The 22,440-nt window shown below is 53.9% G+C and carries 15 protein-coding genes; 11 read left to right on the top strand and 4 right to left on the bottom strand.

Annotated features, from left to right (window positions below; all coding sequences use genetic code 11):
* The first annotated feature begins 35 nt into the window (after nucleotides 1-35).
* From NR302_RS23230 to NR302_RS23190, 9 genes are all read left to right on the top strand, one after another.
* Nucleotides 36-926, top strand: a complete 891-nt coding sequence (locus NR302_RS23230) for an OmpA family protein (RefSeq protein WP_258145475.1) — start codon at nucleotides 36-38, stop codon at nucleotides 924-926.
* Nucleotides 927-1,125: 199 nt separating this feature from the next.
* Entirely contained in the window at nucleotides 1,126-1,881 is a 756-nt protein-coding gene (locus NR302_RS23225; RefSeq protein WP_258145474.1) for a hypothetical protein, read from the top strand.
* Nucleotides 1,882-2,030: 149 nt separating this feature from the next.
* Entirely contained in the window at nucleotides 2,031-4,334 is a 2,304-nt protein-coding gene (locus NR302_RS23220; protein WP_258145473.1) for a type I secretion system permease/ATPase, read from the top strand.
* Between the two features lie 61 nt (nucleotides 4,335-4,395).
* Nucleotides 4,396-5,574: an HlyD family type I secretion periplasmic adaptor subunit gene (locus NR302_RS23215; RefSeq protein ID WP_258145471.1), complete on the top strand. Its 1,179-nt coding sequence runs from the start codon at nucleotides 4,396-4,398 to the stop codon at nucleotides 5,572-5,574.
* 1 nt (nucleotide 5,575) lies between these two features.
* Nucleotides 5,576-7,459 carry a TolC family protein gene (locus NR302_RS23210; protein ID WP_258145470.1) on the top strand — a complete coding sequence of 628 codons (1,884 nt, stop codon included), beginning with the start codon at nucleotides 5,576-5,578 and terminating at the stop codon, nucleotides 7,457-7,459.
* Between the two features lie 54 nt (nucleotides 7,460-7,513).
* Entirely contained in the window at nucleotides 7,514-8,221 is a 708-nt protein-coding gene (locus tag NR302_RS23205; protein ID WP_258145469.1) for a response regulator transcription factor, read from the top strand.
* Between the two features lie 269 nt (nucleotides 8,222-8,490).
* Complete coding sequence (locus tag NR302_RS23200; RefSeq protein WP_258145468.1) at nucleotides 8,491-12,384, top strand: autotransporter outer membrane beta-barrel domain-containing protein; 3,894 nt, start codon at nucleotides 8,491-8,493, stop codon at nucleotides 12,382-12,384.
* Between the two features lie 558 nt (nucleotides 12,385-12,942).
* A complete protein-coding gene (locus NR302_RS23195) occupies nucleotides 12,943-13,326 on the top strand; it encodes a cell wall hydrolase (protein WP_258145467.1) in 384 nt (127 codons plus the stop codon).
* A 182-nt stretch (nucleotides 13,327-13,508) separates the two neighbouring features.
* Entirely contained in the window at nucleotides 13,509-16,169 is a 2,661-nt protein-coding gene (locus NR302_RS23190; RefSeq protein ID WP_258145466.1) for a hypothetical protein, read from the top strand.
* 57 nt (nucleotides 16,170-16,226) lie between these two features.
* Here the strand turns inward: NR302_RS23190 and NR302_RS23185 are convergent, their stop codons facing one another.
* Nucleotides 16,227-17,102, bottom strand: a complete 876-nt coding sequence (locus tag NR302_RS23185) for a LysR substrate-binding domain-containing protein (protein ID WP_258145465.1) — start codon at nucleotides 17,100-17,102, stop codon at nucleotides 16,227-16,229.
* A 99-nt stretch (nucleotides 17,103-17,201) separates the two neighbouring features.
* Between NR302_RS23185 and NR302_RS23180 the strand changes: the two genes are divergently transcribed.
* Nucleotides 17,202-17,510, top strand: a complete 309-nt coding sequence (locus NR302_RS23180; RefSeq protein WP_258145464.1) for a carboxymuconolactone decarboxylase family protein — start codon at nucleotides 17,202-17,204, stop codon at nucleotides 17,508-17,510.
* Complete coding sequence (locus NR302_RS23175) at nucleotides 17,510-17,890, top strand: tautomerase family protein (RefSeq protein WP_258145463.1); 381 nt, start codon at nucleotides 17,510-17,512, stop codon at nucleotides 17,888-17,890. Before NR302_RS23180 ends, NR302_RS23175 begins: the two co-directional genes overlap by 1 nt.
* Nucleotides 17,891-17,939: 49 nt before the next feature.
* Here NR302_RS23175 and NR302_RS23170 read toward each other — a convergent pair whose 3' ends face one another.
* From NR302_RS23170 to NR302_RS23160, 3 genes are read right to left on the bottom strand one after another with little or no spacing between them, the layout of a single operon-like run.
* Nucleotides 17,940-19,745: an ABC transporter ATP-binding protein gene (locus NR302_RS23170; RefSeq protein WP_258145462.1), complete on the bottom strand. Its 1,806-nt coding sequence runs from the start codon at nucleotides 19,743-19,745 to the stop codon at nucleotides 17,940-17,942.
* Nucleotides 19,742-21,184, bottom strand: a complete 1,443-nt coding sequence (locus NR302_RS23165) for a M81 family metallopeptidase (protein ID WP_258145461.1) — start codon at nucleotides 21,182-21,184, stop codon at nucleotides 19,742-19,744. The genes NR302_RS23170 and NR302_RS23165 overlap by 4 nt, the downstream gene beginning before the upstream one ends.
* An 11-nt stretch (nucleotides 21,185-21,195) precedes the next feature.
* The gene (locus NR302_RS23160; RefSeq protein WP_258145460.1) at nucleotides 21,196-22,329 is read right to left on the bottom strand and encodes an ROK family transcriptional regulator; all 1,134 of its coding nucleotides are present in this window, start codon (nucleotides 22,327-22,329) and stop codon (nucleotides 21,196-21,198) included.
* Nucleotides 22,330-22,440: the final 111 nt, after the last annotated feature.

The following is a 22,440-nucleotide window of genomic DNA, read 5'->3' as shown; positions in this document are numbered from 1 at the left end:
CCGGCCCTCTGCTTGCAGAGGGCCACGGAGGAGTCATGACTTTATTTAAATCGTCCGCCCTTGCAGTGCTGTTTGGTGGCATGTTCTCTTTATCAGCCGTTCAGGCTGCCGAGACCTTTGGTCGCAGTTATCAACCGGTTGCAGCGGTAAACAGCAGCCAGACGCAAATCGTGTTTTATCGTGACGCTGACGCCCATGCAGGCAGTGCACACGTCTATGTCGACGGTGAGTTCCAGTCGGCGCTGTTACCAAACGGTTTTACCGTGTTCTGCGTTAAACCGGGCAGCCATAGCCTGAGTGCTTACGTCAAAGATGCTCCGGCTTATGCCGGCAAAAGTGCGCAGTCATTTCGCGGGAATCTCGAAGCGGGCCGCACCTACTTCGTGAAGATGGGCGATGAAAGCGGTATGCCGATGGCGGTGACACGTGCGGATGCGGAGAAGGCATTACAGAGCATGCGTCTGCAAACCCATATGTTGTCACGTGCATCAACCGTTGAGGCCTGTGATTACGTTGGCGAAGCGCCGAAACAGTACAAGGAATACAGCCTTTCAAGTGACGTGTTGTTCCCGTTTGGTAAGTCTTCACGTAACAACATCACCCGTGATGGTCGTGCATCGATCGATACTTTGGTCGCGCAGATTCGTCGTGAAAACAGCACGATCCGTAACGTACAGGTGATCGGCCATACCGACCAGATTGGATCGCCACAGGCTAACCAACGCTTAGGCCAGCAGCGCGCGGAAACCGTGCGTCTGCTGATGGTGCAGGCGGGCATTCCAGCGCGTGACATTACTGCAGCCAGCGCGGGCATGGACGAACCGGTTGTGGCAGAGTGCTACGGTAGCAAAGCAGAGAAAATTGCCTGCTACGCACCAAACCGTCGCGTTACCATCCGCGTCGATGGCAGCGCCAGCGGAGAATAATTAGTTCATTTGTTACTTTTAAGCCGCGTGGTCCAACAGGGCCGCGTGGCTTCCTTCGTTCCTCTGCTGAAGAGACACAGTACTGATGGCCACACTCCATTTTGCTTGGCGCTGCGGACTTGCCGCGCTTTCTTTTGTTGCTGCCGCTGAGGCCGCTACACACACATCGCCACGCCCGCTGTTTGCTGAGAAATTTAATGTGACCCTGCCGGTGGTCGAGAACCTCACGCAAATCATTTACTACCGCGAACACGCTGAATTCACCCAAACCGCTGGCGCTAACATTTATGTCGATGGGCAATTCCACACCTCGCTATTGCCCGGCGGTTACACCGCATTTTGCCTGAAACCTGGCCCGCATCGGCTTGGTGCCTATTTCACCCAAGGCGCGATTTATCCAGGCAAAAGCACGCACCTATACGAAGCCAACCTGCAAGGTGGGCAAACCTATTTCCTGCGGGTTAATGAATATGGCGTAACCGAACCGCAGGCGATTGATCGCATTCAGGCTGAAGTCAGTCTGCAAACTATCTTCCGCCAGTCGCACATGCTCAATCGCGCCAGCAGTATTCAGGCTTGCGCCTACGATCGCGATCGCGAACAGGAGAAACGCCAGTACAGCATCGATATCGAGGTGCTTTTCCCCCCTGGCAGCAGCGCGTTGTCTGAAGCCGGACGAGAAGCGCTGCGCGATTTAGCGCTGACGATAAGGCAGGATCTCAATCGGATTAACCAGGTGAGCGTGTTGAATCAGTTTCACGATCAGCAGGGCAATGCGCTGCCAGAAACCTTGCTAAAACAGCGCGCAAAAGCCATTCGAAATCAGCTGATTAATAATGCCTTACCTTCCTCACTGATCGCCATTTCATCGCAGCTACAGCCGGATGCCGCGCACCAAACCTGTATTGGCGAGTGCGCGTCACCGCAGCAGCGAATTGTGGTTTATGCGCAATAAGCGACAAGAAACGTCCCAATAGTACCCAGATTCGGGAAATGTCTTGCGTAGGTTTTTGACCTCTCTCTGTCAGAATTTTCTCCATCACGCAAAAGCGTCTGTCTGAAGACATTTTTGCATCGGGATAACGTTCTGACAGAGAGATAACTATGGAAAAGGACACTGACAATATTGAGCAGGCTGAGGTCGTTGAGGCGAGGGCATTTACCCGTCTGGACGACAGCTTGCTGAAAAGTGTCTCTTGGGTTTGTCATCATTATGGGCTGGATAAGTCGGATGAGGCCTTACTGGCAGGCTTGCCACGCGGCAATCTGCTCACGCCTTCCTTAGCCCTGAAAGCGCTGGAAAATGCCGGCATGACCGGTGGTTTAGTCGAGCGCGGCGCACATGAGCTGCCTGAACAGGTGATGCCGATTGTCTTGCTGCGTGAAGGTTCTGGCGGATGTGTGCTGTTATCACGCGGCGTGGCAGAGAATGCCGAAGGCAAAAAAGAGTACGCCTACCAGATTATCCTGCCAGAAGTGAGCGACAAGCCGGTGCAGGTGCTGCACAGCGAACTGACGCAATATTATGCCGGTTACGCCATTTTGGTGAAGCCGCTGGCGAAAATCGATTCGCGCGCCGAAGAGACGTTGCCACATCCGAGCGGCCACTGGCTGTTCACCACCTTATGGCGCTATCGCCGTTATTATCGCAGCGCAGCGATTGCCGCCGTGCTGATCAACTTCCTCGCGCTCGCTTCCATTTTCTTCACCATGAACGTGTATGACCGCGTCATTCCGAACCAGGCGTTTGTCACCTTATGGTCACTGGCGATTGGTGTGGTGATCGCGATGGTGTTCGAAGCGGTGACGCGCTACATCCGCGCACACTTACTCGACGTCGCGGGCAAAAAAGCCGACTTGGTGATCGGCAGCATGCTGTTCCGCCAGGCGATGTCGATTCGCATGGAGAACAAGCCTGCTTCTTCTGGCTCCTTTGCCAACCAGATCCGCGAATTTGAATCGGTGCGCGACTTCATCGCTTCCGCCACCTTGTCGGCGATTACCGACCTGCCATTTACCCTGCTGTTTGTGGGCGTGATTTTCGCCATCGGCGGCGCGCTGGGTTGGGTGCCGATGATGATGATTCCATTGATCATTATCGTCAGCGTGATCATTCAGTGGCCGCTCTCCAAAGTGATGAAAGAGAACCTTAAAGAGTCGTCACTTAAACAAGGCGTGCTGATCGAATCGATTGAAGGCATCGAAACCCTGAAATCCACCGGCGGCACCTCATGGATGCAGCGCCGCTGGCAGAACTTCAGTGCCTTGCAGTCCGCGACCGGCATGAAATCTAAAAGTTATTCGGCGATGGCCACCGGTTCCGTTGCCTTCTTCCAGCAGCTGCAAACGGTGATGCTGATTGTCATCGGCGTTTACCTGATCGATGCCGGCACGCTGACCATGGGTGCGCTGATCGCTACCGTGATGCTGTCTGGTCGCGCCACCGCGCCGCTCGGCCAGGTGGTTGGCTTAGCGATTCGTTACCAGCAGGCCAAAGCGGCGATGGACTCGCTCAACAAGCTGATGGAAATGCCGGTTGACCGCGACATCACCCGTGATTATCTGCCGAATCCCGAAATTACCGGCCAGGTCGCGCTGAAAGAAGTCGACTTCTCCTATCCTGCGCCGCCGATGCAGCCCAATCCGGCGGTGCTGACCAAGGTTTCTCTCAACATTAATGCTGGCGAGCGCGTGGCGATCCTCGGCCGCATCGGCAGCGGAAAATCCACGCTGCTGCGCCTGATTGCGCGTCTCTATCAGCCGACTGGCGGGCAGATTTTCGCCGATGATTTGGATGTCAATCAGATCGATCCTGCCGACTGGCGTAAAGCAGTTGGCTATGTCGGCCAGGATGCGCGTCTGTTCTGCGGCACGCTGCGCGAAAACGTGATGATTGGTTGTCAGGACGCCACGCCGCGTGAATTGCTGCGCGTATTGAAACTCACCGGTTTGGATCAGGTGGCGGCACGTCATCCATCAGGCATCAACCTGCCGATTGGTGAGGGCGGCGATGGCTTGTCTGGCGGTCAACGTCAGCTGGTTTCTCTGGCGCGTACGCTGTTAGCCACGCCAAGTCTGCTGCTGATGGATGAGCCGACCAGCGCCATGGATAACATGACCGAACAGCAATTCATCGCGCATCTGCACAAAGCGGTGGTCGGCCACACACTGATTGTGGTTACGCACCGACCTTCGCTGCTGGCGCTGGTGGATCGCATCATCATTGTGGAAGAGGGCAAGGTGGTGAAAGACGGTCCGAAGGAGAAAGTGCTGGCGGAACTGCAGGCGAAACCGGCGGTGAAAAAACAGCCGGCGGCCAACGCTGAAGTCGCTAACGCGCCCGCCACATCAGCCATCCCCGCGTCAAACACGCCGGCGGCTGATGCCCCACAATCTACTTTGGCTTGAGTGACTAACTATGTTGTTTAAAAAGAAAAATACTCAAATCTCCAGGGCGGACGCCGCCTTCATGGATGATGTACAGGAATCGCTGCTGTCGCAGACCACGCCCGGTTCCAAGCTGGTGCTGTATATGATTTTGGTGGTGCTGATTGGTGGCCTGACGTGGGCCAAATTTGCCCGTGTCGAGGAGATCACGCGCGGCGAAGCCAAGATCATCTCTAAAAGCCGTGAGCAGGTGATTCAGAGCCTGGAAGGCGGCATCCTCGCCAGCATGAATGTGCATGAGGGCGACGTAGTGGAACGCGGCCAGATGCTGTTGCAGATCGACCCGACGCGCGCGCAGTCAAGCTACCGTGAAGCGCTCTCCAAGGTGATTGGCCTCAAAGCGACCATCGCGCGTCTGCGTGCCGAAGCTTACGATCTGCCGCTGAAATTCGATGAGCAGGTGATGCAGGATCCGGCCGTGGTGCAGCAGGAAACCCGCGCTTATGATTCCCGTCTGCGTGCCTTAAACGACAGCGTAGCGTCACTGCAGCGCAGCTATTCACTCGCTTCGCGCGAGATCCGCATGTCGGAGCCGCTGGCCGCTAAAGGCTTGTTGTCGGAAGTGGAAATGCTGCGTATGCGCCGCCAGGCCAACGACATTCTTTCGCAGATCACCGAACGCAAAAACCGCTATCAGGCGGAAGCCAACTCGGAGCTGATCAAGCTGGAGCTGGAATTGTCGCAAACCACCGAAAACCTGGTGGGGCGCGCGGATATCGTGGATCGCACCACCGTAACCGCACCGGTGCGCGGCACCATTAAGAACGTGCGCGTCAGCACCATTGGCGGGGTTATCCAGCCCGGCGAACACATCATGGAGATCATTCCGCTGGAAGATCAGCTGCTGGTGGAAACCCAGATCCGACCTTCCGACGTCGCGTTCCTGCGCCCTGGTTTAAAAGCAACGGTGAAAATCACTGCCTACGACTACGCGATTTACGGCGGGTTAACCGGCGTGGTGGAGAACATCAGCCCGGATACCTTGAAGGACGATCAAAAAGCCGCAGCGGGTCGACCGGACGCCATCCACTATCGCGTGATGGTGTTAACCGACAACAGCCATCTCGAAGCGGGCGGCAAACAACTGCCGATCATTCCTGGCATGGTCGCCAGCGTAGAGATCAAAACCGGTGAAAAAACCATTCTTGATTACTTACTGAAACCGGTGCTGAAAGCCCGTGAAGCCTTCCGGGAGCGCTAAGATGTCTATTTATAAAAGAAGCCCCTATAGCATCAAGTTGTTGTCGCTGGCGATTGTGGCGGCCGTGAGCGGAATGACCAGTTTTGCGGTGAACTCAGCCAGCGATGATGATGAGCTGTTGATGTTCGTGAATATGGCGCAACAGGGTTCTGCGAGTAAACCGATCGCACCACGTCCATCAGTTGCGCCTGTGGCACGGCCTGCGCCGGTTACGGTGACGCCTCGGCCCCAGGTGCCTGCGGCGGTGAAACAGCCACAGCCAAAACGTACGGCACCTGCAGCCAACTGGACATCTGTGCCGGTCAGCCCAACTTCATCAGGTGGGTTTTTTAACCGTCCAACGGCACAAAGTAAACCTGTGGCACCCGTTGCAAAAGCAGCACCGATTACCGCTGCAACACCCAGTGTGGTTTTACCCGCTCCAGCGCCAGTGGCAGCAAAACCGCTGTTTGCCCCCGTTGAACCGGCTCCACGCCAAACCTCTCCGGTACCGGTGGTTACAGCGGATAGTGCGAAAGCTGCTCCGGCTGTTGCGCCCGGAAATAACGGTTCATCGACCTTTTTCCGTGAACTGCGGCCTCAGGCGCAGCCTACTTTAACGCCGATGCCAGCCGTGCCACGTGAGGTGGCTGCGCCGCGTCGTCAGGTGGCGAATGCGCCATCAGAAGCTGAAATCAAAGTGCTGTTCGCTGACGCAGTGCGTCAGGCGTTACGCTACAGCCCGCGTATCAGCAGTTCGCGTTCACAGGCGGCAGCAGCCGAAAGCAGCGTGGATGAGGCCAAAGGCCAGCGCTGGCCGCAGGTGGATGTCACCAGTAACAGCAAAAGCCTCTATTTTGGTAGCGGTACCCGCAACGGTGGCAGCAAAAGCGATATTCCTGCCGTTGGTATTAATGTGGCGACCACCTTGTATGACTTCGGTCAGACCAGCAACACCATTAAAACGCGGGAAGATCAGGCTCGTGCGGCAACTGTCGGCATTGCTGCCGAAGAGGAAAACACCGCGTGGGAATTGAGCAACGCGATGATTGAACTCAACAAGCAGCGCTTAATCATTTCGTTGAGCCAGGATTATGTTGCGCGCATGAAAGAATTGACCTCAATGCTGAGTGGCATTGTAGCGGTGGATAAAGGACGCAGCAGCGAACTGACGCAGGCGAAAGGGCGCTTACTGAGCGCGCAGTCGTCGCTGGACGCGGCGGTTTCCAAAGCGCGGGATACCGAAATTGTTATCTATCGGCTGTTGGGAGATTCACAGATTGCGCTGCCGGCGGCGGCGCAGTGGAACATCAGCATGCCGATTCTCAACGCGCAGTTGGCGAACCTTGATCGTCATCCCACCATCCTGAAAGCCCGAGCGGATGCACAGGCTTCGCTGTCTGAAGCGGCTGCAGTGCGTTCATCTGGTATGCCGAGCCTGAACTGGGTGGTGAGCAAAAATACCGGTGAAGATGAGTATGGCCGGTCGCAGGCGTTCCAGACCGGTTTGCAAATGAGCTGGGGATTGTTCCGTGGCGGCTCAAATAGTGCGGCAGAACGTGCGGCGCTGGCCCGTGCCGAAGCCAATCGTCATCTGGTGGATGAGCAGCAGCGCGATCTTGAACAACGTGTGCGCGCCGCTAATCAGGACGCGGGATCGCTGCTTGAACGTGCAGATTTGTACCAGAACCTGAAAGTCGAGTCTGACCGCATTCGCCTGGCGTTTTTTGAACAGTGGTATCACTTAGGTAAACGCACCTTACTGGATGTGCTTAGTGCAGAATCTGACTACTATAATAATCGGGTGAATGAAGTGAGTAGTCGGTTTGATGGTTATGCAGCCATTATGCGCAGCCATGCCAGTTCGGGACAGTTAATCGACTGGTTGAACACACCAGGTCGCTAATTTATTCATCAGGGAGATGCTGATGGCGTCTCTCTCAAAATAATGGAAACTATTATGCTGAAGAAACAAGTACCAATTAACGTGGCGATTCTGGATGACCATCCGCTTATTCGCAAAGCTTTACAGTACAGTTTAGAAAATGAACCGGATTTGGAACTGGTCGGTATGTATAAAAACCGCCAGGAAATAACCCCATCATTGCAGAACAACGAAATTGATCTGTTGGTGCTGGATTATTTATTAGCCGAAGATGATTTCGATGGATTAATGCTGGTCAAGCATTTGCGCCTGCATTATCCACGCCTGAAAATTCTTGTTTCATCAGCGATTGAAAGCCCTGCGGTGGTGAATCAGGTGATTAAGGCTGGTGTGATGGGCTTTATCGGCAAGAGCAAAGAGCAGGAAGAGCTGATCAACGCGATTCGTAAAGTCGCTTCGGGTAAGCGTTATCTTAGCGGTGATATGCAGCTTGAGCTGGATAAGTTTAATGAGCCCGATACCGATATGCTGCCTTACCTTGAACCGCATCTCCGCAGCAGCAAAGGCAAAGATATTGAAGTGTTAGTGCGTGAACTGACGCCGCGCGAGATGGAAGTGATTCGTTGTTATCTTGCAGGTCTGAATATCACCCAGATTGCGGAGAAATTTAATCGCAGTCGCAAAACCATTAGCGGTCAAAAGCAAAATGCATTACGTAAGTTGGGCATGAAGTCGGATGTCGATTTGTTCCGCTTCAAGGATCTGGTGGAAGGGCTTGCTTAAGCCCGCTTCCATTTAATTGTCTTACTCATTTTCTCGTCTTTAGCGCATTAATTGTTCTTTTGTCTTATCGCATCGTTATATTGGCCAGCAAGGGAATGCTGCAATATGACCGTTGCCCCTCACCACAATGCTAATAAATATCCAGTTTTTGGCTGTTTACCCCCAATAATCAAGAAATGTCTTGCCCGCTATTTTAACGCCACCCTCGTAAGATAAGTCGCATGTAAGAGTTTTCTTACCTCTAAGATTCTTTTTAATCGGAGGAGTGCATGCGCTTCAATACGTCATCATCTAAAACAACCTCAACGCCGGTGGCTGAAGTCGCAATGCCGGCCTTCTCATTTAATGCATTAACACTCTGTCTGTTTTCTTTGGGTGCCACTTTTAGTGGTAGCGCGCAAGCGGAAATCTGGAGCTTTAACTCAAATCGCACGGAAGATATTGGCGACCAGCGCCGTGAAATTGATGGTCTTGGTGTCGCCAATAACATCACTGGCACCATTGTCGGCGCGGGTGGCACGCTGGTCTATAACGGCAGCAGTAATATGGCAATTGGTGGCAATGCCAGCAACACCACGGCAACGCTGGACATGAGCGGCTTGTCTAATTTTGTGTTTGATAATGCCAGCGGCACCATGGTGATATCTGGCCGTCGCTCCGGTGGCGCGGCCAACTCGACCGATCGCAGCCACGGGATTGTCACCTTGGCCGGTGAAACCAATACCATCACCGCCAGCGTACTTGGCGTAGGATCGACGGGGCGCGCTGTTCAGGGACCTGGAATTAACACTGGGGTGCTTAATCTCGGCAAGCAAAATACCTTCAATGTTGATTCGCTCATCCTGGGTACCAGCCAGGGCAGCGGTACGTTGACATTTGACGCGGCCATTAGTGACGGCACGCTGAAGTTGCGCGGTGCCAACGGAGTGGATGCGGTCAGCAATATTGATATTGCGACAGGCGTGAACAGTAATTACAGCGGCGCAACCGGCTTGTTTGACACCACCAGCGGTACGCTTGATGCCAAAGTAGATACGTTGACGATTGCTACCGCCAGGTTCGGGACGCAAGCTGCGCGCGGTACGTTCAATATGGGCGCTGGTTTGTTAGAGGCCGATAATGTGGTGTTAGGGCAGAGTGCGCGCACCACTGGAGCAGGGAACACGACTGCCGAACTGAATATCAGCCACGGCGGCATCCTCAAAGCCAATACCATCACCATGGGTGACATTACCAGCGGTCCTGGAACCATGGCATCGCGTATTGCGGTGCAGGACGGTGCAATATTGCGTGCCGGTTCGATCCTCGCCGGGAATGGTAATGCAACGCGACAGATCACCTTAGCTGATGGCACCTTAGCGAATTTAAGCGCAGATGCGGATATGCAGAGTAATGTCGCTATTGCGCTTACCGGCAAAGGCACCTTCCTGACTGAAGGAGCCGGTTCGACCATGACGCTATCAAATGTGATTAGCGGCAATGGCGAGATGCTCAAAAGCGGTGAAGGTGTACTGACGCTCACCGGTAATAATACCTGGTCTGGCGGCAGCCAGATTGAACAGGGAACGCTCTCATTTGCCAGCAGCGCGAATCTTGGCACCGGCGCCGTCAATCTTAACGGCGGAAAATTGTTGTGGCAGAGCGGCAATACCGCAGACATTTCTAATCGTCTGACCGTTGGCAGCAATGGCGGCATCATTGATGACAACGGCAACGATTTGACCTTTAGTAGCGGAATCATCGGTGACGGCGGCGCGCTGGTTAAACAGGGCAGCGGCACCTTAACCTTGACCGGCGATAATAACTGGGATGGCGTCACCGTCATCAATAGCGGTGCCGTGCAGATTGGCAATGGCGGTACTTCCGGCAGTGTGATCGGCGATATCGTCAATAATTCACAGTTAATTCTCAATCGTGCCGACGTGTTGGCTCTGACCAACAATGTTGCGGGCAGCGGCACGCTTATTCAGCGCGGGTCAGGCACCAGCGTAATTACCGGCAATATCGCGCATGCGGGTGGTACGCAGATCGAAGCCGGTAATCTGCAGGTGGGTGATGGCGGTACGCAGGGGAATTTAGCGGGCAATGTGCAGATTGCCAGCGGTGCGGCGCTGTTTGTGAACCGTGTGGATGCAGCGCTGTTAAGCGGTGTGATTTCCGGTCAGGGACGTTTCGAGCAGATGGGCGCAGGCACCACAGTGTTAAGCGCTGACAACAGCTGGAGCGGTGGCACCACTATCAGCAGCGGGACGTTGCAGATCGGTAACGGCGGCACCAGCGGCAGCGTGGTCGGCGATATTCAGAATGAAGGGACGCTGCAATTTAATCGCAGTGATGATGTGACCTTGAGCAACATGGTGACCGGCAGCGGCGATGTGGTGCAGCTGGGCAGCGGCAAACTGACGCTGAATGGCGATCAGCTCTACACCGGCGCAACGCGTGTGGAGAATGGCACCTTACAGATCAACGGTTCGGTGCAGTCTGATACCGCGATTGCTGCAGCGGGTACGCTGACCGGTGAGATGAAGATTGTCGGTTCGCTCACCAATAGCGGCACGCTGCGTCCAGGCACGATTGGTGCCACCGATTACCGTTCAGTAACGGTAGTTGGCGATTACATTGGCAACGATGGCGTACTGGCATTGAATAGCTGGCTGGGGGCGGATGACTCACCTTCAGACCAATTGATCCTCGATGGCGGCCACGCCAGCGGTACGACACGTGTTGCTATCACTAATACCAACAGCGGCGAAGCGTACACCTACGCCGACGGTATTAAAGTGATCGATGCAATTAATGGCGCAACCACCGAAGACGATGCTTTCCGCCTTGCCGGCGATACGCGCAGCGGTGCACTGAGCTACCGTCTTTTCCGAGGCAGCCTGAGCGGTTCAGAGACTGACAGCTGGTATCTGCGCAATCAGTTTATCGTGGGCCCGATTGATCCCGAGCCGACCGATCCGGTTGAACCTGAGCCGATCGACCCGGTTGCTCCAATTGACCCGGCTGAGCCGGTAGATCCTGTTGAACCGATCATTCCAATTACACCGATCGACCCGGACGAACCTGGTGAAGGTGGTGACGTTATCGAGCCGACCAATCCAACCCGACCAGGCACCGAATTGCCGCTCACGCCACCACCAGCGGTATTACCGCCGGGCGAGTATCCGGTTATCGGTCCGGCAGTGGCAACCTACGGTGTGGTGCAACCTATTGCGCGTGAACTTGGCATGCTAACGCTTGGCACCCGCGATCAACGCAGCGGTGATGCGGCACTAATGGCGAATTCAGGCACTGCGCAGGGCCTGGCAATGTGGACACGCTTGCTGGCAAGTGAGATTGATCACGGGTATCAGGCCTTTGCGGCACCAACTGCCAAAGGCACGCTGGGCGGTTTACAGATTGGTGCTGATATTTGGCAAGGCAGCCTTATCGAAGGGCACAGCGAGCGTTTTGGTCTGTACGTGGCGCAAACGCGAGCCAATATTTCGGTGAGCGGTTTGGTCACCAACGAAGCGGGCACGCAGTATGACCGACAGAACACTGGCAAAGTGAAGCTCACCGGCACTTCCGTGGGCGGCTACTGGACACACGTTGGATCGGGCAATAGCTATCTGGATGCCACGCTGCAGGGCACGCGCTATCGCGGAACTGCATCAAGTGAGTCTGGAAGTCTGGATATGACGGGTTATGGCGTGGCCGCGTCGCTGGAGACCGGTTATCCCTTTGCACTGCCAGCTTTCGGCCCGGGCTTTACTCTTGAGCCGCAAGCGCAGTTGATTTGGCAAGAAACCCGTTTTAAAGACAGTGCCGATCGTCAAAGCAGCGTAGCGCTGGGCAAAACCACCGGCACCACCGGACGCATTGGCCTGCGCGCCAAATGGAGTATTGAAACCGCATCCGGTGCCATGGTTGAACCGTTTGCCAGCGTAAATTACTGGCAGGACTGGAATGGACGCGCGACGACCGTGTACGACGGCAAAGATCGTGCCCCGCTGGCTTCGTCGGCAGGACGTATCAGTACTGAAGTCGGTGTGGGCACCGGGCTAACCACCAATCTGAAAGTTCATGGTGCGTTGGGTTATCAGACCAGCGCATCGTCGTCGAGCCTTGAAAAGCGGGAAAGTTATAGCGTGGGGTTGGGATTGCGCTACTCATTCTAAGTTAAGATCGATAGCCACTTTTATAAGCCACCTGCTTAGCAGGTGGCTTTTTGCTATCTGAATTTCATTATTTAAGTTAACGCTATTCCTAAAGACATTTCTGAGTTCGGTTTATTTTGTACGGTATAAATACTGCCACTCAGCGCCTATGTTTTTCGCATCTGCGTCAGCGATGAGCTAGTGATTACCTATAACGACAGGAATACGAGTGGCATCACCTTTATTCTGGAATCACAATCAGCTGTGATACTCCTTAGTTATATAATGGCACTAGGGATAATTTTAATTTTTAAGAGGCCGACAATTAAAAATGTAAAAAAGATAGGCGCGTTTGTCGAGAGCGAAAAGTTGCCGATTGGTCTCAATAAGAATTCCTTCAAAGGAATTAGAATGATGCGTAAAAGAAACAGCTTTATTCTTTAGGTTATCTATAGATTATGAGCATATAATAAATTAGCGTTGCTAATGATAGGGGGCAATAAACAAGAAGTTTCTCGTTGGGCTATTACAAATTAAATCGGTAACCTACGCAGCATATCAATTAGAAAGCGAAGCATTATGTTAGTTCAAGCTGCTACCCTTTGCCTTGCGCTCAATATTTATCATGAAGCTCGAGGCGAGCCTGTAAAAGGCCAGATTGCTGTAGGTTTAGTTACAATGAATAGGGCTAACTGGAATGTTGAAAAGATCTGTCCAGTTGTATATGCACCTAAACAATTTTCCTGGACTTCAATAAAAAAACCTTCTGAGTATCATCCACCAACACATAACAAAAGCTGGAAAAAGGCTCAAAATCTGGCAGAACGAATTATTAAAGGTGAAATGGAGGACCACACCAAAGGCGCAACCTATTTTCATGCACAATCAGTCAATCCTTACTGGAGTTCATCGCTTGAGCGCACTGTGGTAATCGGAAATCATATCTTTTACGCAAGCAGATAAACTTAGTTTTAGAAATATCAATAAAGAGGCTTTTTCGTTTTGGAAATATAATAACTATCGGCAAAATCAAGAAGCTTCTTTCTGTTCTTTATTTAATAAATTCAGCCTAATTGGCAAGCAATAAATTATTGCGCAAAAGGATTGTGAATTGCCTGCGCGAGTTAATATCACCAGAAATAAGGATGATCAAATTGATTAGTCGTCAAAATAGCAATGTGCCGAATCTTTTAAACAGCAATGAACAAGTGTCTACGCTAAACACACCGTTCATCAATATCGATAGCGTAATAGATAGATTTACTTCTACTCCTGTTTCAGAAAACACCTTATCAGAGAGCGATGCTTTTACCATTAATGGCCGCACTAACCCCGGTCAGACGGTTTTTGTTTATCTGAATGATGCACGTGTAGCCATTATACGTGCAGATGAAAACGGCCGCTGGTCTACGGATTTCAATTCAATTGGTCGTTTTGGTGATGCCAATATCAGGGTTGCTATACCGGCGACCACTGTCTCAGACAGCTTCAACTTTACCCTGGTAGAACCTGCTCCAGTAACGCGTCCTTCAATCGATATCGCGTTTGACGACAGTCAGGGTTGGATGAATATCATAAGCCCTGGATCAACAGTCCCAAATGCGAATCCACGTGTTACGGGTTATGCGCTGGCCGGTTCCACAGTGAAGATCCTGGTAAACGGCGAAGAAGTGGGTTCCGTAATCGCAGATAGCAATAACAGTTGGTCATGGAATGCATCCCTTGCCGATGGGGCAAATGTCATTACGGTTATGACCAACGGGGAAATTAGCGAACCTTTTGAAATAGCCTATAAACCCGTTGTGGCACCTGTTGATAAAGATCTTGCTATCACGCAAATTCTCGACGCTTTAGCCGGCACTGAAATTGCGCCTGGCGGCTCGGCTATCAGCCAACAAGTGGAGTTAAGTGGTGTCGGCCCGCGCAATCAGGTACTAGAAATATGGTCTGGCGATCGCTTTATTTGCAATGCCTGGAGCGATGGTAACGGCGGCTGGCGTATTTACACCACATTGCCGGAAGGTGAAAACACCCTGACTGTTCGTGTGGGCAATGCGCAAAGCGCAGCGGTATTCATCAGCACGCCGGCGGCCGCACCGGTAACGCCAGAAATCTACGGCGCATGGTCAGATGAACATACTTCTTTTGGCCCGGTGATGAACGGTGCCACCACCGATGACGGTACGCCACGTCTCAGCGGTGGCGCCGGCGAAAACGCAACAATTGAAATCTGGATCAATGAGCGTCTCGTCTCCACTCTTGTTGCCGATGGCACCGGTTACTGGCAGTACTCTCCATCGCTTAACGACGGTATGAACCACATCACTGTGGTCTCGCAGGGCGCGAGCAGCAGCGTATTCGAAATCAACTATGTGCCAGTTAGCGTGTCAGTTCCTGTTGAGCAAAACCTTGCCATCACGCAAGTTACCGACGTGACTGCTGGCGCTGAAATAGCACCTGGTGGTTCAGCTATCAGCCAGCAGGTGGAGTTAAGCGGTATCGGCCCGCGCAATCAGACACTGGAAATCTGGTCTGGCGATCGCTTTATTGGTAATGCCTGGAGCGATGGTAACGGCGGCTGGCGTATTTACACTACATTGCCGGAAGGTGAAAACACCCTGACAGTACGTGCGGGCAATGCGCAGAGCGCGGCGATATTAATCAGCACGCCAGCGGCCGCACCAGTAACGCCTGAAATCTACGGCGCATGGTCAGATGAACATACTTCTTTTGGCCCGGTGATGAACGGTGCCACCACCGATGACGGTACGCCACGTCTCAGCGGTGGTGCAGGCGAAAACGCAACAATTGAAATCTGGATCAATGAGCGTCTCGTTACCACTCTTGTTGCCGATGGTACCGGTTACTGGCAGTACTCTCCAACGCTTAATGACGGTATGAACCACATCACTGTGGTTTCGCAGGGCGCTAGCAGCAGCGTATTTGAAATCAACTATGTGCCAGTAGGCGGACCTGTAGAACCATCGGAACCCGTAAGTCCGGTGGAACCTGTATCACCCGTCATCTCATGGGCAATTGATGATATCGGTATGCAGCAGAATATCTACCACAACGGTACCACCGATGATGCGACGCCGGAGTTAAATGGTGTTGCAGCAGCAGGTGCGATTATTGACGTGTATATCGGTTCGCAAAATGTGGGCAGCACGCAAGCGGATAGCAACGGCAACTGGTCATTTACGGCAACCATCACGGCTGGCTTAAATACTATCCATGTCGTTGATAACGGTATTGCAAGTGAGACATTCAACATCACGCTGCAGATTGCACCAAAAATTACCGGACTTTATGGCAACGATGAGCTGATTGAGAGCGGATCCTCGTCAGATGCAATCAGTTATGTATTGAAAGGTACAGCACAGCCCTTTGCTTCTGTTGAAGTTTATCAATCTGGCACGAGCAACGCGCGATTCGTTGAGGCGGATGAAAGCGGTAATTGGAGCATCTCCGTCGGCGCAAATACGGGTGAAAACACTTATTGGGTTCAGTCAGATGGACAGTGGAGTGAAGGCTACAGCTTTACCTACAGCTGGATGACGGAACAACGTTCTGAGGCTGAAAACGCATTATCACTGGATATAAATTCTCTGTTAGCGGATGCCAATAGCATGATGTTCACTGTCGTTTCTGCAGACATTGAGGCACGAGAGAATATCGAACTGACCATTGGTAAAGAAGATATGGCGTTTACGTCGTTTGGAACCGGCGTGGTGGCGGAATATGCAGGCCAAAATATGTTGCTGACCGCACAACTGGAAGAGCAGCAGAATCTTTCTAACCTGTAACCGTTGCATTACCTGAAGAGCGCTCCCGTAATGGTGGCGCTCTTTTTTTTATTGATTTTAAAGATATCCCGCCACCGCATGTCGCGTAAGCTGAGCCAGCATTTGCTGGGCGGCATCGTTAGCATTATGTTGCCACAGTGCGATACCCATACTTCCTACTGCGGGCAGTTGAGCGTTCAGGGCATGCAATCCAGCAGGTAAACCGATCTGGCTGCGCAAGGTGATACCCAATCCAGCCCGCACCGCCGCCCAGACGCCGCTCAAACTGTGGCTGGTAAACACCACGCGCCAATCGAGCCCAGCCTGTTCCAGCACGCTCAGCGCACGTGTCCGCATGAGACACGGTGCTTCAAACATCACCAGCGGTATAGCTTCACCACGCGCGAGCAAGCCGCGGATATCGAACTCTTGCGCGCCAATCCACGCCAGCGGCGTCTGGCCCAGCAACTCACTTTGTGCGGGTAAATTATCACCTTGCCATAGCAGCGCCATATCGAGACTTTGCTCGGCCATCGCCTGTAACAACGGCTGATTGCGATCGACGCGCGCGCTGATACGCACACTCGGATGCTGGCGGCTAAACGGGCCAAGAATGCCCGGCATCAGCGACTCACCGAAATCTTCCTGCATGCCGATACGCACATCACCCTGCAACAACTCGCCGCGCACCGCGCGCCAGGCTTCATCATTCAGGCTGAGCAGACGACGCGCATAGCTCAGCAAGATTTCGCCGCCGGGCGTGAGCGCCAGATGACGACCGCGTTTGGTCACCAGCGCCATACCGCATTGCTGTTCCAGTTTTTTTAACTGGGCGCTGACCGCCGACGTCGAGCGGCACAGTTGCTGCGCCGCCAGCGCGAAGCTGCCGCACTCGATTCCCAACACAAAGCTGCGCAGCGCATCGCTATCAAGCGAGACCGGAATCTTCTCCATTACCATCCTTCAAAACGGGACTATGAGTCCTAAATAATATGATTTTCAGGATTGTAACAGCGCGCCACAATCTCTGCCTATTCAATGCCGGAGAAAATCATGAGTAAGCCACTGGATCGCGATTCTTTACAGCAGGTCGCACCGAAGTTAGCCGAGTTAACCCAGCAGGTGTTGTTTGGCGATATCTGGCAGCGGTCGGTGCTGTCACCGCGTGAGCGCAGTTTGATCACGCTTGCCACATTGAGTGCTTTGAGCCGCGAGCAGCAACTGCCGTGGCATCTTGAATTTGCGCAGCAGAACGGACTTAGTCGTGAAGAGTTGGTGGAGTTATTTACCCATCAGGCGTTTTACGCCGGTTGGCCCGCTGCGGTCACCGCGCTGGCTTTGCTGCAACAGGAGAACAACTGATGCCGATGACCCGAATTACTGTGCGTGAAGGCTGGAGCGATGCCGATCTGCAAACCTTATCGGACACGCTGCATGAGGTGCTGGTGGCAGAGTTCAACGTACCGCCCGACGATCGTTTCCAGGTGATTGAATCGCTGGCGGTGCAGCGTTTTATATATGATCGCCATTATCTCAGCGGCGGTCGTAGCGATCGCTATGTGTTGCTGAACATCGTGGCAGGCAAACCGCGCAGTGTGGAACAGAAGTGTGCAACCTATCAGGTGTTGAGTAAACGCCTGCAGCAGCGCCTCAATCTTGATCCCAATGATTTAATGATCATTATTCAGCAAACCCAGCCCGAAGACTGGAGTTTTAGCGGCGGGAAAATGTTTGAGTTGTAAGCATCGTAGGGTCGCCATTCATGGCGACCTCCTTCCGGGCATTGCCAGATCACTCCATCACCCAATGCCCGTCACTTACCTCACGATAACGCCGCGTTTCAGGCACAAATCCCAGCGCACGCACCGGGCTTTTCAGCTCGCTGATGTCAATCTGGCGCTTTACATGACGGCGCGCCGGATCGGGCACCGGCACCGACGACAACAGTTTACGCGTGTAGTCGTGCTGTGGATTTTCAAAAATCGCCGCGCGCGGTCCAATCTCGACGATTTCACCCAGCAGCATCACCGCCACACGATGGCTGATGCGCTCGACCACCGCCATATCGTGCGAGATAAACAGATACGACAAGCCGAGGCTTTGTTGCAGGTCGAGGAGCAGATTGATGATTTGCGCTTTTACCGTGACATCCAGCGCCGACACCGATTCATCGGCGATGATCATTTTCGGATCGAGCATCAACGCGCGGGCGATGCAGATACGCTGGCGCTGGCCGCCGGAAAATTCGTGCGGATAGCGTTTCATCATGCTGGCGGATAGCCCAACGCGTTCCATCAGTGAAGCGGCTTTCGCGCGCGCCTCAGCTTTGCTGCCCAGGCGATGTTGCAGGAAAGGTTCGGTGAGCGCTTCCAGCACCGACATGCGCGGATTGAGGCTGGCAAACGGGTCCTGAAAAATCATCTGCATGGCGCGGCGCAAGGTGCGCAGTTCGTGAGCAGAGAGATTCAGCACGTCGTAACCATCAAACGCCACTTCGCCCGCGTCGGGCGTTACCAGGCGCGTCAGCGAACGTCCGGTGGTGGATTTTCCGCAACCGGATTCGCCGACCAGCGACAAAGTTTCGCCCGGCATCAAATCAAATGAGATATTTTCCACCGCATGTACCGCGCCGGTTTTGCGGCTGAATACACCTTCGTGAATGCTGAAGCGGGTGCTGAGATTTTTAACCGACAGCAGCGGCTGGCTCGATGCTGAGAAACAGCTGGCATCTGGCGCGTCATGCTTGTCGTCAAAGGAAAACTTACGCGGTCCAGCAATGCCGCGCATTGCGCCAAGCTGCGGCACGGTCGCAATCAGCGTGCGGGTGTAATCGGCGGCAGGCGCGGAGAAAATGGCGGCGGTGGTGCCGGTTTCCATCACATCACCTTGATACATCACCAGCGTGCGATCCGACACTTCCGCCACCACGCCCATGTCGTGGGTAATAAACAGCACCGCCGTGCCTTCTTCTTCCTGCAAGGTCTTGATCAGGTCAAGTATTTGCCCCTGAATGGTGACGTCGAGAGCGGTGGTCGGTTCATCGGCAATCAGCAGTTTGGGTCGCAGCGCCAGCGCCATCGCTATCATCACGCGCTGGCGCATGCCGCCGGAAAAGTGGTGCGGATAATCATTAAAGCGTTTCGCCGCATTGGGAATGCGCACTTTCTCCAGCAGCCGAATGGTCTCTTCACGCGCGGCGCGTTTGCTGATTTTGCGGTGATTGATCAGCGCCTCAGCAATTTGATTGCCGATGGTGAACGACGGGTTCAGGCTTGTCATCGGTTCCTGAAAAATCATCGCCACTGCATTGCCGCGAATGTCGCGCATAGCGGATTCGCTCAGCGTCAGCAGATCAACGCCGTTTAGCAGCACTTTGCCGCTGACGCGCGCATGACGCATGTTGAGTAAACGCATGATCGCCATCGAGGTGACGCTTTTCCCCGAACCGGATTCACCCACAATCGCCAGCGTTTCACCGGCATTAACGGTGAGCGACAGGTTCTTAACCACTTCGCGCCACTGATCGTCAACGCGAAAGGCAACGGTCAGGTTTTCGATGCGCAGCACCGGTTCGACTGCGGAGGCTGGTATATTCATTTTGCTTTCACAAAGCGTGCAGACAAGCTACTTACCGGCAGGAAGCTGAAATCCGTATCAAACGGATAAGCGGGCTGCAATTTGCGGTTGCGGGTTAAGCGTTCCACATACTGATCGACCACGCCTTCTGACAGCGCCATCAGGTTTGGATTGGCTAGCGGTGCCAGCTCCGGCGACAAATAACCCGACTTCACCACCACAATTTTAGCGGCAGCGGGATCGAGGCCGAGCAGGGCGAAATCCGCCAGGTTGTGATACGGGCGGCGACGATCGGCGACCACCAGCGTAATGCCGCCGGTTTGCAGCAGCGCCTGTTTCGCCAGCGAACGCGGATCGTCGCTAAGATGCTTCACCACAAATTCGGCTTGCACTTTGCCACCCGCCGGATCGAGCGACGCGCCAACGGTCAGCGTTAAGGTTGCGCCAACGCCGGCAGCAAAGGCTGCATCGGTAGCGGGTTTATCGGTAATACCGGCGACGATAACGTCTTGTGCGCACTGGCGAATCAGCTCCGCCAACACATCCGCGCGATCGCCAACGCCGCCGCCGGTCGGATTATCACCGGAATCGGCCAGAATCACCGGCGCGGTTTCGCTGGCGATAGCCATGCTGACGCACTCTTCAATGCTGCCGGTGATGCAGCCAAAGCTGAATTCATCGCGCGCCTGCCAGTAAGCCAGCGCCAGTTTTGCCGCCTGTTCCGCCAGCACATCGGCATCGGTGCCGGTCATGATCGCGGCAGCGGTGGCGCGTGGTTCATCGGCCCAGACGTAACCGACCATCAGCGAGGCGTCCCAGATATGCTCCAGCTGGTTTATCGCGGGCAAACGGGCGTACAAACTTTTAGCCGGTTCATCTTCAGTGCTGGTGCGCTCGCCGGGTAACACCACCGGAATCGGTGCCCACACCACGCCAGGTTTGATGCCGGTTTGCAGACTTTTCACCAACATCGATACCGAGCGGCGCATGGTTTCTTCCACATCAATGTGTGGCGCGGTGCGGTAAGTCGAGAACATATCGATGGCATCGATGATGCGCTGTGTGACATTGCCGTGCAGATCGTAGCTGACGGTGATCGGGCAATCCGCGCCAACCAACTCGCGCGTGGCGCTGATCCAGTCGCCTTCGGCATCTTCCATGCCTTCAACATAAACCGCGCCGTGCATGGCGAGATAGACGCCATCTACCGGCAAATGTGCCGCGAGGCGTGTCAGGAAATCCTGCTTAAAATCGTCGTAGGTGATGCGCGCAACCGGACCACCGGCGATGGCGCGCGCGTGGAAGGTGGGCAGAAATTCGGCATCATAATCCCGCAGAAAGGCGAAATAAGGATTGGTGGTGAGTTCATCACCGCGCACGATGCGGAAGTCGTCGGCATAATTCAGCACCGGATTATAAGTACTGCACTCAGTATGAATTCCACCAAAAGCAATGCGCATAGCAGCCTCCGCTAGTCGGGTAAGTGAATGATAAAACGATACGCCGCCACACTGGCTGCGGCTCTGGCCCAGCTCTCTTCGTTAATTGCCATGCTTGAAATCGGCGTTTTGCCGATGATCGACGGCAGCACATGGCTGTCGATCGCCTGCATCACCACGGTTTTCAGCAAGCCATCAAACGAATCGGGCTGATGCGCAATCACAATTAATTCGGGGTCATTCATCTGAATGATATTGGCGATGGATAAACCCAGCGCGTGACCAGCCTGATGCAGAATGGCAATCGCCGCGCTGTTGCCTTTCACCGCCAGCGCTTCCAGTTCGGAAATCGATTCACTCTCCAGCGCTTTGTCACGCACGCTTTCGCGGATGGCGGTTAACGAGGCCAGCGTATCGAGGCAGCCGCGTTTGCCACAGCGGCACGGACGTCCGCCGGGTTCGATGGTGCAGTGGGCGATTTCACCGGCCGCGCCGTGTGCGCCACGATGCAGCTGGCCCTGAAAGAAGTGTGCCGATCCAATGCCGTCACCGTGGGAAATCAGGGTGAAGTTGCGGGCCTTTTTCGCCACGCCGAAAATCTTCTCGCTCACCGCTAACGCCTTGGCATCGTTCTCTAACGACACTTCCAGCCCGGTTTGCTGTTTCAGCAGTTCCGCCAGCGGCACGTTTTTCCAGCCCAGCAGCGCCGACTGCACGCAAATCGCCTGATGTTCATCGACAAATCCGGACAGCGTCACGCCCAACCCAATCAGCTGATCTTGCGAAATCGATTTCTGCGCAATCAGATCGGGAATCGCCGCCGCAATCATTTTTGCCAGCTGCGGCGGGTCGAGATTTAACGGCATTTGCGTGGCGGCCAGCGTGCGGCCGTGCATATCAATCAGCACTAAAACTACGCGCTCGCCAAGCAGCGAGGCACCAAGAAAATAGGCGCTATCGGCACGCATTTTTAATAACACCGATGGACGACCCTGACCACTGGATTCCGGAACACTCTCTTCCAGCAATCCAGCCTGCAGCATCTCTTTCACCAGCGGGCTAATTGCGGCTTTGCTTAATTTCATTTTTTCCGCAAGCGCGGTGCGGCTCATGCCATGCGACGCAATAAGTAAGCGCAGAATTTGTTGCTGGTGGGCATTGAGCATTGAGGTTCTCGCGGCGTTAGCACTATGCGCTGACAATAATAAGGACCGAAAACAAATACAACGATATTTAGTTAAATTTCTGAATGCAGATCTGATTATAAGTAAATTATA

Origin of the sequence: Pantoea sp. SOD02 (assembly GCF_024707505.1) — a bacterium.
Taxonomy (GTDB): Bacteria; Pseudomonadota; Gammaproteobacteria; order Enterobacterales; family Enterobacteriaceae; genus Pantoea; species Pantoea symbiotica.
Note: the sequence above shows the minus strand (reverse complement) of the source record. Positions and strands in the feature narration are given on the sequence as shown.

What these genes read in the sequence shown, in the direction of transcription:
- NR302_RS23230 (WP_258145475.1), top strand. Translation starts at nt 36, where the DNA reads ATGACTTTATTTAAATCGTCCGCCCTTGCAGTGCTGTTTGGTGGCATG.
- NR302_RS23220 (WP_258145473.1), top strand. Translation starts at nt 2,031, where the DNA reads ATGGAAAAGGACACTGACAATATTGAGCAGGCTGAGGTCGTTGAGGCG.
- NR302_RS23215 (WP_258145471.1), top strand. Translation starts at nt 4,396, where the DNA reads ATGGATGATGTACAGGAATCGCTGCTGTCGCAGACCACGCCCGGTTCC.
- NR302_RS23210 (WP_258145470.1), top strand. Translation starts at nt 5,576, where the DNA reads ATGTCTATTTATAAAAGAAGCCCCTATAGCATCAAGTTGTTGTCGCTG.
- NR302_RS23205 (WP_258145469.1), top strand. Translation starts at nt 7,514, where the DNA reads ATGCTGAAGAAACAAGTACCAATTAACGTGGCGATTCTGGATGACCAT.
- NR302_RS23200 (WP_258145468.1), top strand. Translation starts at nt 8,491, where the DNA reads ATGCGCTTCAATACGTCATCATCTAAAACAACCTCAACGCCGGTGGCT.
- NR302_RS23195 (WP_258145467.1), top strand. Translation starts at nt 12,943, where the DNA reads ATGTTAGTTCAAGCTGCTACCCTTTGCCTTGCGCTCAATATTTATCAT.
- NR302_RS23190 (WP_258145466.1), top strand. Translation starts at nt 13,509, where the DNA reads ATGATCAAATTGATTAGTCGTCAAAATAGCAATGTGCCGAATCTTTTA.
- NR302_RS23185 (WP_258145465.1), bottom strand. Translation starts at nt 17,102, where the DNA reads ATGGAGAAGATTCCGGTCTCGCTTGATAGCGATGCGCTGCGCAGCTTT.
- NR302_RS23180 (WP_258145464.1), top strand. Translation starts at nt 17,202, where the DNA reads ATGAGTAAGCCACTGGATCGCGATTCTTTACAGCAGGTCGCACCGAAG.
- NR302_RS23175 (WP_258145463.1), top strand. Translation starts at nt 17,510, where the DNA reads ATGCCGATGACCCGAATTACTGTGCGTGAAGGCTGGAGCGATGCCGAT.
- NR302_RS23170 (WP_258145462.1), bottom strand. Translation starts at nt 19,745, where the DNA reads ATGAATATACCAGCCTCCGCAGTCGAACCGGTGCTGCGCATCGAAAAC.
- NR302_RS23165 (WP_258145461.1), bottom strand. Translation starts at nt 21,184, where the DNA reads ATGCGCATTGCTTTTGGTGGAATTCATACTGAGTGCAGTACTTATAAT.
- NR302_RS23160 (WP_258145460.1), bottom strand. Translation starts at nt 22,329, where the DNA reads ATGCTCAATGCCCACCAGCAACAAATTCTGCGCTTACTTATTGCGTCG.